Here is a 14,604-nt window from a genome sequence, read left to right as displayed (position 1 = left end):
TCTGACTTTTCGGTCAATGATTTTCTGACTTAAAGGTCAGGAAAATGCATTTTGTCGATTAACTACTGGTTTCTTCAGTATTGACCCTCGTGGGCTAGCTTGCTTTTTGCTTGAATCGTGCCAAAAACCACCTGGCGGGCACTCCGCCATGACGTATCAATTGCGCTACACTGCGCCGCTTGTGCAGATCGAAGAGTTTGAAGGACAACCATGACGTTCAAGGCGCCGGATAGCCTCGCCGAGCAAATCGCTCACCACCTCGCCGAACGCATCATTCGCGGCGAAATGAAGCCCGGGGAGCGCATCCAGGAACAGAAGGTCACGCTGGCCCTCAATGTCAGCCGCGGATCGGTTCGCGAGGCCTTGCTCATTCTTGAACGTCGCCACCTGATCGCGATCCTGCCGCGACGTGGCGCCCATGTGACCGAACTCACCGCGCACAAGGTGCAGAGCCTGTGCACGCTGATGGGCGAGATGTACATCCTGCTCGCCAACGCCGTGGCCGATGGCTGGAAAGTCCAGGCCGACCTGGCGCCGTTCGTGCAGATTCAGCAGCGCCTGACAGCCAGCTACGAACGTCAGGACATTCACAGCTTTGTTGACGACAGCTTCAATGTGATGCGTGCCACGTATCCGTTCGCCAACAATCCGTACTTGCAGGAAACCGTCGAAAATCTGCAACCGGCCATGAGCCGTGCCTATTTCCTTGCCCTGGATCAGCGCAAGGCCTCGATGAGCGAGTACCTGGAACTGTTCGAGCGCTTGCTCGCCGCCGTGATCGCCCGTGACTTTGCACAGATCCGCGAAGTGCTGACCGCTTACGGTCAGCGCAGCTGCGATCTGGTGATCTCCGCCCTGACGGACGCCTGATCTTGCGGCTCAAGTGCATCAAGCTGGCGGGGTTCAAGTCCTTCGTCGACCCGACCACGGTGAACTTCCCCAGTAACATGGCGGCGGTGGTCGGGCCCAATGGTTGCGGCAAGTCGAACATCATCGACGCCGTGCGTTGGGTGATGGGCGAGAGCTCGGCCAAGAACCTGCGCGGCGAGTCGATGACCGACGTCATCTTCAACGGCTCGACCAGCCGCAAGCCGGTGAGCCAGGCGAGCATCGAACTGGTGTTCGATAACTCCGACGGCACACTGCTCGGCGAATATGCCGCCTACGCGGAAATCTCCATTCGCCGCAAAGTGACCCGCGACAGCCAGACCACCTATTACCTCAACGGCACCAAATGCCGTCGTCGCGACATCACCGACATCTTCCTCGGCACCGGCCTCGGCCCGCGCAGCTATTCGATCATCGAGCAAGGGATGATCTCCAAGCTGATCGAGTCCAAACCTGAGGATTTGCGCAACTTCATCGAAGAAGCGGCGGGGATTTCCAAGTACAAGGAGCGCCGGCGCGAGACCGAAAACCGTATCCGCCGCACCCACGAAAACCTCGCCCGCCTGACCGACCTGCGCGAAGAGCTGGAGCGCCAGCTCGAACGCTTGCACCGCCAGGCCGAGGCGGCGAAGAAATATCAGGAATACAAAGGCGAAGAGCGTCAGCTCAAGGCACAACTGTCGGCCCTGCGCTGGCAGGATCTGAACGAACAGGTCGGCCAGCGCGAAGCGATCATCGGCACCCAGGAAATCAGTTTCGAAGCGCTGGTGGCCGAGCAGCGCAATGCCGATGCCAGCATCGAACGCTTGCGTGACGGGCACCATGACCTGTCCGAACGCTTCAATCTGGTGCAGGGACGCTTCTATTCGGTCGGCGGCGACATCGCCCGGGTCGAGCAGAGCATCCAGCACGGCCAGCAGCGATTGCGTCAGTTGCAGGACGATCTTAAAGAAGCTGAGCGCGCGCGTCTGGAAACTGAATCTCACCTGGGCCACGACCGCACGTTGCTGCTGACCCTTGGCGAAGAGCTGGACATGCTCACGCCGGAGCAGGAAGTCACCAGCGCCGCCGCCGAAGAGGCCGCCGCCGCCCTGGAAGAATCCGAAACCACCATGCATGGCTGGCAGGAGCAGTGGGACACCTTCAACCTGACCGCCGCCGAACCGCGGCGTCAGGCTGAGGTTCAGCAGTCGCGCATCCAGCAGCTCGAAACCAGTCTTGAGCGTCTGGCCGATCGGCAGAAACGCCTCGGCGAAGAGCGCGCCTTGCTCTCGGCAGATCCGGAAGATGCGGCGATCATGGAGCTCAGCGAGCAGCTCGCTGAATCCGAGGCAACCCTCGAGGATTTGCAGACCAGTGAGCAAGCTCAGGTCGAGAAGCTCGAGCAACTGCGCCAGCAACTGCAACACGCGCTGACGGCGCAGCAACAGGCTCAGGGTGATTTGCAGCGTCTTAATGGTCGGCTGGCATCCTTGGAGGCCCTGCAACAAGCCGCGCTAGATCCTGGAACCGGCACCGCCGAATGGTTGCGCGACCAGCATCTGGAGGATCGCCCGCGCCTGGCTGAAGGCCTGAAGGTTGAAGCCGGTTGGGAGCTGGCGGTGGAAACCGTGCTCGGCGCCGACCTGCAAGCGGTGCTGGTGGATGATTTCAACGATTTCGATTTGTCCGGGTTTACCCAGGGCGATCTGCGCTTGCTCAGCCCGGCTACCGATGGTGTGCGCGTGCCCGGCAGCTTGCTTGACAAGGTCGAGGCGCAGATCGATCTGTCACCATGGCTGGGGCAAGTCAAACCGGTCGACAGCCTCGAACAGGCCTTGGCTTTGCGCGGTCAATTGACCGTCGGCCAGAGCCTGATCAGCCGCGACGGCTATTGGGTCGGCAGGCATTTCCTGCGGGTGCGACGTGCCAGCGAAGCCGAAAGCGGCATGCTCGCCCGTGGCCAGGAAATCCAGACACTGAGCATTGAGCGCGAAGAGCGCGAAGCGGCCGTCGAAACCCTGGAAACCGAATTGCAAAACCTGCGGGCGCAACAGCGTCAGCAGGAAAACGGCCGCGAACATTTGCGTCGTTTGCTGCAAGACGAAGCGCGTCAGCAAGGAGAATTGAAAGCTCAACTTTCGGCCGGTAAAGCCAAGGCCGAGCAGTTGACCCTGCGCCGCACGCGTCTTGATGAAGAGATTGAAGAGTTGGGCGAACAGCGTGCTCTGGAGCACGAAAACATCGGCGAAGCGCGCCTGCAACTGCAGGAAGCCCTCGACAGCATGGCGCTGGACACCGAGCAGCGCGAGTTGCTGCTGGCCCAGCGCGACAGCCTGCGCGAGCGCCTCGATCGTGTGCGTCAGGAAGCCCGGCAACATAAGGATCACGCCCATCAATTGGCGGTGCGCCTGGGTTCGCTCAAGGCCCAGCACGACTCGACGCGGCAGGCGCTTGAACGCCTGGAAATGCAGTCCGAGCGCCTGACCGAAAAGCGCGAGCAGTTGAGCCTCAATCTGGAAGAGGGCGAGGCACCGCTGGAAGAGCTGCGCCTGAAACTTGAAGAGTTGCTCGACAAGCGCATGACAGTCGACGAAGAACTCAAGACCGCGCAGATCGCCCTCGAAGACGCCGACCGCGAACTGCGCGAGGCCGAGAAGCGTCGTACGCAGGCCGAACAACAATCCCAGTTGATCCGCAGCCAACTCGAACAGCAGCGAATGGAATGGCAAGCCCTGACGGTGCGGCGCAAGGCGTTGCAGGATCAGTTGCTCGAAGACGGTTACGACCTGCACGGCGTGCTCGCCACGCTGACTGCCGAGGCCAGCGAGAAGGCTGCCGAGGAAGAGCTTGAACGCATTGCCGCGCGGATTCAGCGTCTCGGCGCGATCAACCTCGCGGCCATCGACGAATACCAGCAACAATCCGAGCGTAAACGTTATCTGGATGCGCAGAACGACGATCTGGTGGAAGCACTCGACACGCTGGAGAACGTGATCCGCAAGATCGACAAGGAAACCCGCAACCGTTTCAAAGATACCTTTGATCAGATCAACGGCGGTTTACAGGCGCTTTTCCCAAAAGTTTTCGGTGGAGGGCGCGCGTATTTGGAACTGACGGGCGAAGATCTACTCGATACAGGGGTGACGATCATGGCGCAGCCGCCCGGCAAGAAGAACAGCACCATCCATTTGCTCTCCGGTGGCGAAAAAGCCCTGACCGCATTGGCCCTGGTTTTTGCGATCTTCAAGTTGAATCCGGCACCGTTCTGCATGCTCGATGAAGTTGACGCGCCACTGGATGACGCTAACGTTGGACGCTACGCCCGGCTGGTCAAGGAGATGTCGCAATCGGTGCAATTCATCTATATCACCCACAACAAGATCGCCATGGAAATGGCCGATCAGCTGATGGGGGTGACGATGCACGAGCCGGGATGCTCGCGTCTGGTGGCGGTGGATGTCGAGGAGGCGATGGCGATGGTGGATGCCTGAGTTGGCGCTTGTAGGGCAGGTGTTTTTTAGTTGTAAGACTTTTTAACCTGTCTTGACTTGCTGGCAAATCGACATATTCGCTGAAGCCATTGTGACAGACGGTGTAAAGTTGCCTTTGGTCGTGCTAGTTTAATGTCAATTTTTCGTATACGTGGGCAAAACGCCTGTCAGAACATAGAGTTGGCGCCACGTTTTAAAGCGGTTTACAGGTTGTAAACCCCTTATTTTTCAGCATTTTTTATAGAGGCACGGGATTACATGGAAATCGGTCTGCGCGAGTGGCTGATCGTCATCGGCATTATTGTCATTGCCGGTATTCTTTTCGATGGCTGGCGCCGTATGCGCGGCGGCAAGGGAAAACTGAAGTTCCGTCTTGATCGAAACCTGTCCAACCTACCGGACGAGGACACCAGCGCCGAGCTGTTGGGCCCGCCACGTGTATTGGATACCCATAAGGAGCCGCAGCTGGACGAGCACGATTTGCCATCGGTGAGCATGCCGGCACGTGAGCCTCGTGAATCCGGTACCAAGCGCGGCAAGCGTGGTCACGGTGAGCCATCGCAAGGCGACATGAACCTTAGTCTGGATCTGGATGGCGGCCCGAGTTTCAGCAGCCGTGACGACGATTTTCCGGAAGACACCAAGGCTTCGCCGGCGGTGAGCGACAAAGAGCAGCCACAAGCGGAAGAAGTGCTGGTCATCAGCGTGATCTGCCGTGACGCGGCCGGCTTCAAGGGCCCGGCGCTGTTGCAGAACATTCTGGAAAGCGGTCTGCGCTTCGGCGAAATGGACATCTTCCACCGCCACGAAAGCATGGCAGGTAACGGCGAAGTCCTGTTCTCCATGGCCAACGCGGTGAAGCCTGGTGTTTTCGATCTGGACGACATCGACCACTTCAGCACTCCGGCGGTGAGCTTCTTCCTCGGTCTGCCAGGTCCGCGTCATCCGAAGCAAGCTTTCGACGTGATGGTGGCGGCGGCGCGCAAATTGTCCCAGGAGCTGAACGGCGAACTGAAAGACGACCAGCGCAGCGTGCTGACCGCGCAAACGATCGAGCACTACCGTCAGCGCATCGTCGAGTTCGAGCGCCGCGCCCTGACGCAGAAGCGCTAAGGTCGCTTTTGTGGCGAGGGAGCTTGCTCCCGCTGGGTCGCGAAGCGGCCCCAAGGCCATTGACCTCGTCGTGCCAGGTACTTCGAGGTTGCAGGATTTACGACGGCTACGCCGCCGAGCGGGAGCAAGCTCCCTCGCCACACTGTCCATAGCCTTGAGCTACTGTGATTCAGAAAATTGAGCAGCCTCGGCTGCTCTTTTGCTTTATGAGAGAACACCCATGACTGCCGCCAGAAACCGCATTCTAGAGCTGCGTGCCGAGATCGATCAGCACAACTATCGCTATCACGTGATGGACGAGCCGAGCATTCCCGACGCCGAGTACGACCGGTTGTTCAACGAGCTCAAGGCGCTCGAAGCCGCCAATCCCGAGCTGATCACCAGCGATTCGCCGACCCAGCGAGTGGGCAGCGCGGCGTTGTCGGCGTTCACTCAGGTGCGCCATGAAGTGCCGATGCTCAGCCTCGGTAACGCGTTCGAAGAAACCGACATGCGTGAATTTGACCGTCGAGTAACCGAAGGGCTGGATCTGCCCGCCGGCGATCTGTTCGGTGGCGGCGCGGCCGTGGAGTACAGCTGCGAACCCAAGCTCGATGGCCTGGCGGTCAGCCTGTTGTATCAGGACGGCGTGCTGGTGCGCGGCGCCACACGCGGCGACGGTACTACCGGCGAAGACATCAGCGTCAACGTGCGCACTGTGCGCAACATTCCACTCAAGCTCCACGGCACGGGCTGGCCGGCCACGCTGGAAGTGCGCGGCGAAGTGTTCATGTCCAAGGCCGGTTTCGAGCGGCTTAATGCCTCGCAACTGGAAGTCGGCGGCAAGACCTTCGCCAACCCGCGCAACGCAGCGGCAGGTAGCTTGCGGCAGCTGGATTCGAAGATCACCGCCAATCGGCCGTTGGAATTCTGCTGCTACGGCATCGGCCAGATTTCCGCGGATATAGCCGACACGCACATCGGCAATCTGAAGCAGCTCCAGGCCTGGGGCATGCCAATCAGCCACGAGTTGAAACTGGCTCACGGCATCGATGAATGCCTGGATTACTACCGCGACATCGGTGAGCGCCGTAACGGGCTGGCCTATGAAATCGACGGGGTGGTGTTCAAGGTCAACAGCATTGCCTCGCAGCGTGAACTGGGTTTTCGCGCCCGTGAACCGCGCTGGGCCATCGCCCATAAATTTCCGGCCATGGAAGAACTCACCGAACTGCTCGACGTGGAGTTCCAGGTCGGCCGCACCGGCGCCGTCACGCCAGTGGCGCGGCTGAAACCGGTCAAGGTGGCGGGTGTCACCGTGGCCAACGCGACGCTGCACAACATGGACGAAGTGGCGCGACTGGGGCTGATGATCGGTGACACGGTGATCATCCGCCGCGCTGGCGACGTGATTCCGCAAGTGGTGCAAGTGGTACTTGAGCGTCGTCCGGATAACGCCCGGCCAGTGCAGATCCCGGAGCAGTGCCCGGTCTGCGGTTCTCACGTCGAGCGCACGCAGTTGGTCAAGCGCAGCAAGGGCCGCGAGACGGTCAGTGAAGGCGCGGTGTATCGCTGTGTCGGTCGACTGGCCTGCGGTGCGCAACTCAAGCAGGCGATCATTCACTTCGTTTCCCGCCGGGCCATGGACATCGAAGGGCTCGGCGACAAGAGCGTCGAGCAACTGGTGGATGAAGGGCTGGTCAGGTCGCCGGCCGATCTGTATGCCTTGAAGTTCGAGGATATCGTCGATCTGGAAGGCTTTGCCGAGCTGTCCACCAAGAAGCTGCTCAGCGCCATCGAAGACAGCAAGAAGCCGGGCCTGGCGCGCTTCATCTACGCCCTCGGGATTCCCGACGTCGGCGAAGAGACGGCCAAGGTGCTGGCGCGTTCTCTGGGTTCACTGGAGCGGGTGCAGCAGGCATTGCCACAAGTGCTGACGTACTTGCCGGATGTCGGCCTGGAAGTGGCGCACGAGATTCACAGCTTTTTTGAAGATGCGCACAACCAGCAGGTGATTGCCGATCTGCTCAAGCACGGCTTGCAGATTCAGGATCAGGGTGAGTTGGGGGCCGAGTTCGCCGCCAGTACGACGCTGGGCGGTTTTCTCGACAAGCTGCACATTCCTTCGGTCGGGCCGGGTGGGGCGCAGAAGCTCGCGGACAAGTTTGGTACGTTGCAAGGCGTGATTGGCGCCGATTGGCTGGACATGCGCCAGGCGCTGCCGGAGAAGCAGGCGAATGCTGTTCGTGAGTTCTTTGCGGTCGAGGAAAATCGGCTGCTGGCCGAGGCGACGGAAAAGCAACTGGCCGATTTCGGCATGCACTGGCACAGCGAAAAGAAAGTCGTCGAAGGCTTGCCGCTGGCTGGCCAGACCTGGGTGCTGACCGGCTCGCTGGAGCTGATGAGTCGCGACGTAGCCAAGGACAAACTCGAAAGCCTTGGCGCCAAGGTGGCTGGCTCGGTATCGGCCAAGACCCATTGCGTAGTCGCCGGACCGGGGGCGGGGTCGAAGTTGACCAAGGCCAATGAGCTGGGGTTGAAGGTGCTGGATGAGGAGGCGTTTGTGGTGTTCCTGAAAGAGCACGGCATCGAAGCCTGATGCAATTCCCGGTGGCGAGGGAGCTTGCTCCCGCTGGGCTGCGAAGCAGCCCCATCCAATCACCGCATTTACCAGGCATACCGCATGTCCTGGTTTTGCGACGGCTGCGCCGCCGAGCGGGAGCAAGCTCCCTCGCCACAGTGGGTTCTTTACTTCGAGTGGGTAGTACACAACGGAACGATCCCGGCGCAGCGATGATCTAGTCTTGGCAAGCCCCAGGGAGAGATCGCCATGTACCGTTTCTTCGAGCAGCTCAGCTCGCGCATCGCCGCCCCGTTTATGGGTGAAAGCTCGCGTAACAGCAAAATCTGGTCCTGCCGTTGCGGGCAGTCGCTGTTCTTCCGCAACAGCCAGTGTCTGGCCTGTTCCGCGGCCTTGGGCTATCAACCGGAGCAGAGTCGCTTGTCCTCGCTACAACCAGGCTTGCAACCTGACACCTGGCTGCTCGACGTCGATCCCGAAGCGGGTGTCTTGCGCCGCTGCGCCAACCTCGATTCCCCGGCCGCCTGCAACTGGCTGCTGTCCGCCAATGATCACGATGTGCTGTGCGTCGCCTGTAGCCTGAATCGCACCATCCCGGATCTGTCGATTGCCGAAAACCATGATCGCTGGCGCAAGGTGGAAACCGCCAAGCGTCGTCTGGTCGCGCAGTTGGTCAGCCTCGGTTTGCGGGTCATCCCAAAAAACGTCGATGAAGACGCGGGCCTGGCCTTCGATGTTATCGGTGTCGATTTTGAAGGCAACGCACCCACCACCGGCCACGCCAACGGCTTGATCACCCTCGATATCAAAGAGGCCGACGATGCCCATCGCGAGCAGGTGCGGGTGCAGATGCACGAACCTTATCGCACCCTGCTTGGGCATTTTCGTCATGAAGTGGGGCATTACTATTGGGATCGGCTGATCGCCACCAGTGATTGGCTCGAACCGTTTCGCGGCCTGTTCGGCGATGAGCGTGCCAGCTACGCCGAGGCGCTTGAGCGGCATTATCAGCAAGGCGCGCCGCTCGACTGGCAACAGCATTACGTCAGCGCCTACGCGACCATGCACCCCTGGGAAGACTGGGCGGAAACCTGGGCACACTACCTGCACATGATGGACGCGGTGGACACCGCGCTCGGATTCGGCATGAGCGCCCGGGAGATGGATTTCGACTATCAGCCGTTTCCTCCAAGCGCTCTTTACGATCCGCAGCATCCCGGCGGCGCGGCGTTTCTGTCGTTCGTCAATGCGTGGATCGAACTCGCCGGTATGCTCAATGAGCTATCACGCAGCATGGGGCAGCCGGATTTCTATCCTTTCGTGCTGCCGCCAGCGGTGATCGCCAAGCTGCACTTTATCCATCTGGTGATCCAGCGCGAGGGCGGCAGGGCGGACGAGGTGTTGAAAGAGCTGTAGGAGTTGCCGCCGGCTGCGATTTTTTGTGGTATCCCGCATGTCCTTGACGCGCCTCATATTTTTTAATCCGTCCGAACGGTTGTAAGTTCGTCTCAGATAGGTACAATGGCGCGGCTCGCCGACAGGTGAGCGTCGTTATGGTGACCCCATCGGTCCCCCCGCAACGATTACCCGTGAACCTGGTCAGAGCCGGAAGGCAGCAGCCACAGCGGGAACATTGTGTGCCGGGGTGTGGCTGGTGGGGTTGCCACCTATCTCTAAGTCCTTGATTCTACAGGGACTTATCAGTCAAAAAACTCGAAGTGTGACAGCGTTTAGGTACACCAAAGTGGTGCATCATAAGCGGCATATTATCGTGCTTGCATCAATTTCTCCACCGTGTGGCAGCGACCCAGCAACGGTCTAGTGCATTTCGCACCAATGCCAAAGAATTATGCCGGTAGCAGCGAATGCGTAGAGCATTGGGAAGATGTGCTCTGTGAACCACGGGCGACAGTAATAGCCGGGAAGCTTAGGCTCGTCGTGCAGGCTTTCATGAGCAAATTCAGTGGCATTCGCGATAAAGCCGACTTATGAGGCTTCACGGAAGGTGACTTCCTATCTCAACAGCCGAACGCTTAGGAAAAACGCTGCACGCATGGCCTACCAGCATGGTGATTTGAGTGAGTAAATATCGTACATGCGCCGATTTGCAGCGGCTTTAAACGAGCTAGCAGAAGCACTAGCTGCACAAGAGGACAGCGACGAAGAACCTGAATTTGCTCTTCAGATTTACCAGGCACCCTCTGGTCTGTGGGTTTGGCGGCTCTTGTCAGGCGATGAAGAGGTAGGGGGCTGTGCCGCGTGAGCATCGCCCGAGGCTGTGGCATATGAAGCCCGACAAAGCGGGATTATTCCTGATCGGGCAGATTCTGGAGACAGCCCCAGCCACCTAGGTTAATGAGGGGCGTGCTTCCTCCTAGCATTGAGAGATAGTGGAAATGGGTGAAATGGACAACTTGACCCGAGAAAAGATTCGGGAGTGGCAGATTCGTCGTTTGGGGATCAAGGACCAGATGCAATTGCATCCGGAGAAAACTCTGGAACTTTCGAGGGTGCTGGATCTCATGGATGATGAACATGCTGCAATTCTTGGTGGGGTGGCCATCAATCAGGCTGAAGAACGTCCGACTTTTGATCGTACAGCACTCCCCGAGCAGTCGCTGCACCATGTTCCTGGCAGGTTTGATCTGCAATTGCATGTAGCTGCACAAAATCCCGAAGACCTTAGTAAGCTACTTGAAATAGCAGTTTATGAGTTGCAGAAGCAGATCAACGCGAAAGGTGCTGAAGTAACTGGTGAGGATAGGAGGTTCCCCGGGGCTATGTCGGGTACTTTAGGCGACTATCACTTCGAGCTTCGCTTCAACGACGAGGACAAGCATGAGTGACTCAAGCGGTGCAGAGATTTCGCAGTGGATGGTAGAGGAAGCGCTGGCGGCACATCTGGCGCCGCTGCTTGAACGTCATGACGTCAAGTGGCGTGGGCATGGGCATATCTATGTCGACTACCAGCACGACAACATCTATACAGCCCACATAATACTGACGGAGTTGAGTGCCAACCTTGGCGTGCCCGTTCAGCTGATCCGTTCCAGATTGGTCGAATTGGGCTGGTTGAACGATGTCCGCAGTACCTTGCCGGTCCGGGATGGCGTCGCGCGTGTCATCGACAAGCTGGCGTCATGGGAGTCGAGTGAGTCAGAGGAGGATGACCCTGAAGCGAATGAAGAGTATGGCCAGGATTGACCCTTGGCGTGTAGTCCCCTAGTTGCGAGTTCGTATGCATCCGGAACATTTTGATTTATCTAGCCCTGTTTTCTTGCCCATTGCAGATGAAACCTGTGCGGGCTTGTTGCTTGCCGATGGTGCAAAGGCGCTTGGCGTCCTGACCGATCCAGAGTTGGCAGCGATGTTGGTCCTCCAGAATCTAGCTCAAGCGGCAGAAAAAGACCTTAATGCAGGTGCAGCAGAGCGAGTCCTGGCCAAGCTCATTGCGTGGGCCGTCGATTCTCGAGAGTCGGCAGCCGTAGGTTTGTTGTCTGAGGCGGAGCGGCTGTTCGATCCGCGAAAGTTGTACTTCGGTCTGAATGCCATTAAAAGATTGAACGTGCGTTTTCTACTCGCCGATGAGGTATTGGCACGGGATTACCTGCTACCCGATGGTAAGTGGGATTTCGATTTTAAGATCCGCCTCCACAGTAGTAACAACCCATTCAGTAAGCAGATGGTGACGCCTAGGCACCGCGAGCGCTGGTTGAGTGATGCACAAGACAAACTGGTCAGAACCTTTCGTGCCAATCTGGATGAAGATCTGCATGTTCAAGGCTACGCGGGGATAGGGAAAAGCCACCTGATAGGTGCCCTGATGGAGTGTCTGCGGCCCGGAGGTACGTTGGTGCTGGCACGCACGCCTGAAAAGCTGGCGACTCTTCACGAGCGTATGGGGATTGCACGCGATAGGAGCACGGGCACGACCTTCGAGGCCTTTGCGAACGCCCTATTGCACGGTCCCCGGCCGAAACCCGTGAGTAAGCCGGTCAGGGGGCTGAGCAAGCAGGCACTATCGCAGGAGCTGAACATCCTCGGTTTTCGTGGTCACGATGCGGAGAGGGCACTTGACGCCTGTCTAAGGGTGCTCAAAAGCTATTGTCAGTCGAGGGATCACAGCTTATCGGCTAAGCACCTGCCTCATTTCAAGCTTGCCTTGTCCAACTTGGATGCCAAGGTACTTCTTGAGTATTCGAGCCGCTTTTGGTCTTACCTTGAGACAAACCCGGCATGGGCCAGTCGGACCGGGTTCGAAGGGTTATTGATGATAAAGCGGGCAAGCCTTGCGGGCTGTATGGTGCCTGCTCACTATACACACGTTCTCATTGACGAAAGCCAGGATGTTCCCGCTTCACTGCTACAGATCATCGAGAGAGGGCGCCAGGTATTGATTACCCTCGGCGATGAGTACCAGCAGGCCAGTGGCGTCATCGTCAAAAGAAAGCGTGAGGTGCGGCAAAGCGATGTTAGCTACTCCGTTCGTTCAGGTCGCAATGTTGAGCGTCTGGTCAACCCGTTGATCTGCCTGCACTCGGAGAAGAGCAAGGTCCCATTCGAAGGCGCTCGTAATGCTGATGTGAGTATCGAGCATTATCCGCAAGGCTTTGTGCCGCCCGAGGGCTGCGTGGTGCTCACCGCATCTCGCTGGGACACGATGAAATGGGTGATCCAGATGCACGATGCCAGCTGTGCGTTCAGTTTCCCGAACAAGGCGGCGCAGCAGGACCTTGAGCTTTTCATGACTACTGCCATCGAGTTGTTCAAGCCGCAATACTACAGCGTCGAGTGCAGTGCGGAGGGGGTACATACGTATTTCAGTGAGATGGCCGACTGGCAACAGGTGCGTGATGCCAATCAATTCGATGAGTCGTTTCTCTGGGTTGAGTCCGAGTTGGAAAAAGGCTTCAAGATCGCCGATGTGACCCGGTTGAACAGGATGATTGGTAGCCCCGGAAAGAGCTGCATGCTTATGATGGCAGAAGATGCGGGGGGGATGGAGTTCGACCGCGTGCTGCTGACGCCCGAGCTGCTCACAAATGTGAAGTTCAAGGACGCCTATGAGTTCGATCAGCGGATCTGTGTCGTGTACATAGCGATCTCCCGTGCCAGGCAGCAGCTTTACCTTCCTTACGATGTGGTTGACTGGATCGATTACCACAAGTACCAGAAATACCGCGAGTCGCACGACTATTGATTGAATACACCCTTCCAGCCGTCAGTTTGTCGTTATAAGGAGTCAGCATCGAATTCCCGCCTCTCTATGCCTGTGCTGCATGTTTCGAAACGATCAGCCACGGATCTGTGGTGGTGTCGCCATCTGTAGCTAAATCCTGGGTTTTTCAAGAGATTTATGATAAAGCAATCTCGAAGTGTGACGGTGATCAGGCACGCCTAAGTGGTGCACTCTAGTTTGACTCGAGATGCATCAGGTAGTCAGGCAGATCATCGTGGTGGAGTAACTTCACCCCAAGTTTCTTGGCGGCCTGTTTGGCGGCTGGAGTAAAAATAGAGTTTGTCACTACACACGAATGATGGCATTCATAGAATCCTTGAGCTGAATAAGCCTCTTGGACGCTTTTGTTTCCAACGGTTGAAGAGTATTGCTTGCACTGCACAACCAAACGTTCATCATTATTCTCAGCAATTATATCAGCGCCATGATCGCCCGACCCTTTTGTTACATTGGCAGTCCAGCCTGAGCTGCGAATGATTTCAGCTACATAGTGCTCGTACTCATGCCCTGTCATGTTGTCCTTAAACACTATGGCGGACTGATCTTCTGGAATAGTTCTTTCAATCCAATCTGCCCAATGAGCTTTAATGCTCGTGTCTTTAATTTCGGAGTAATAGGTAAGCTCCTCGGACACTAGAACAAGTACGTGATTCTGGATAAACTCTGCATTAAGCGGAAACATAATTTCGCTTATGAAGTAATCGCGCTCTTTTATCCACTTTTCATCCAGCTTCCGTCCGTAGTCGTTTGTATATACTAGTTGAGTTCTCTTGCGTCGCAGAACCTGTAGGTGTGGCTCTATATTTTTGTAAGCGATGCACTCTACTAGCTTATTGCTAAGGCTCTTTTTTATGGCGGTGTAGTTGCTTTGTTCGGTAAATCCGTTCAAATCATAACCCGGATGTCCGATTGATAAAGATTTGATAGTGCTGGTTAAATGTATTAGGTTGTCTTTTCTAACTAAGAACTCACGTCTTAATTTTCTTGGATGGAAATGTAGCGTGAAAACACATGTCGCTAGAAAGGTGGTGGCGGCAAATGCGAAAAGCCAAAAGTTAATGATTGTACTGTTGGCCTGGTAATATGTATTAATTCCTTTAATAATGCCGGAAATCACTGTAAGTACTAGAATTCCTGCGGCAAGCAACAGCATAGCCTTTATTAGATCTTTCATGCTTTTGTCTTAAATCCCCATTTAAAATTGCCGGGACACATTGTCAGGTGGAGGCGTTCTTTGCCGCGTTGGGTTGGCGACGGTAACGATAGCGAAGTGAAGGCTCGCTCGATAGTGGATTGTAACCGATTCCTTCTTGAACTCGAACTACTCTCTG

General features: G+C 57.1%; 9 protein-coding genes and 1 other RNA gene. 9 read left to right on the top strand and 1 reads right to left on the bottom strand.

Translation table 11 applies throughout. The annotated features are described in order from the left end of the window. Positions 1-210 precede the first annotated feature (210 nt). The 9 genes from ABVN21_RS14675 to ABVN21_RS14635 all read left to right on the top strand — a co-directional run bounded on the left by ABVN21_RS14675 (position 211) and on the right by ABVN21_RS14635 (position 13,234). Positions 211-870, top strand: coding sequence for a GntR family transcriptional regulator (locus tag ABVN21_RS14675; protein ID WP_339553137.1), 660 nt, complete (start codon positions 211-213; stop codon positions 868-870). Between the two features lie 2 nt (positions 871-872). After that, positions 873-4,361 carry a chromosome segregation protein SMC gene (gene smc / locus ABVN21_RS14670; protein ID WP_339553138.1) on the top strand — a complete coding sequence of 1,163 codons (3,489 nt, stop codon included), beginning with the start codon at positions 873-875 and terminating at the stop codon, positions 4,359-4,361. 258 nt (positions 4,362-4,619) lie between these two features. After that, a complete protein-coding gene (gene zipA, locus ABVN21_RS14665) occupies positions 4,620-5,474 on the top strand; it encodes a cell division protein ZipA (protein WP_339553139.1) in 855 nt (284 codons plus the stop codon). Between the two features lie 220 nt (positions 5,475-5,694). Next, entirely contained in the window at positions 5,695-8,052 is a 2,358-nt protein-coding gene (gene ligA, locus ABVN21_RS14660; RefSeq protein ID WP_339553140.1) for an NAD-dependent DNA ligase LigA, read from the top strand. Between the two features lie 231 nt (positions 8,053-8,283). Then, positions 8,284-9,450 (top strand): putative zinc-binding metallopeptidase, encoded by a 1,167-nt coding sequence (locus ABVN21_RS14655; protein ID WP_339553141.1) that lies wholly within the window; start codon positions 8,284-8,286, stop codon positions 9,448-9,450. A gap of 147 nt (positions 9,451-9,597) precedes the next feature. Next, positions 9,598-9,694: signal recognition particle sRNA small type (ffs, locus tag ABVN21_RS14650), an RNA gene on the top strand. A gap of 745 nt (positions 9,695-10,439) precedes the next feature. After that, on the top strand, positions 10,440-10,880 hold the full coding sequence (locus tag ABVN21_RS14645; RefSeq protein ID WP_339553142.1) for a hypothetical protein: 441 nt from the start codon (positions 10,440-10,442) through the stop codon (positions 10,878-10,880). Continuing rightward, the gene (locus tag ABVN21_RS14640) at positions 10,873-11,238 is read left to right on the top strand and encodes a hypothetical protein (RefSeq protein ID WP_339553143.1); all 366 of its coding nucleotides are present in this window, start codon (positions 10,873-10,875) and stop codon (positions 11,236-11,238) included. Before ABVN21_RS14645 ends, ABVN21_RS14640 begins: the two co-directional genes overlap by 8 nt. A 34-nt stretch (positions 11,239-11,272) precedes the next feature. Continuing rightward, on the top strand, positions 11,273-13,234 hold the full coding sequence (locus ABVN21_RS14635) for a hypothetical protein (protein ID WP_339553144.1): 1,962 nt from the start codon (positions 11,273-11,275) through the stop codon (positions 13,232-13,234). Positions 13,235-13,445: 211 nt separating this feature from the next. On the opposite strand, the gene ABVN21_RS14630 is transcribed toward ABVN21_RS14635, so the two are convergent. Further along, positions 13,446-14,447 (bottom strand): restriction endonuclease, encoded by a 1,002-nt coding sequence (locus ABVN21_RS14630; protein ID WP_339553145.1) that lies wholly within the window; start codon positions 14,445-14,447, stop codon positions 13,446-13,448. Positions 14,448-14,604 lie beyond the last annotated feature (157 nt).

Source organism: Pseudomonas sp. MYb327 (assembly GCF_040438925.1).
In the GTDB taxonomy this organism is placed as follows: Bacteria; Pseudomonadota; Gammaproteobacteria; order Pseudomonadales; family Pseudomonadaceae; genus Aquipseudomonas.
This window is presented reverse-complemented; position numbering and strand designations above follow the sequence as displayed.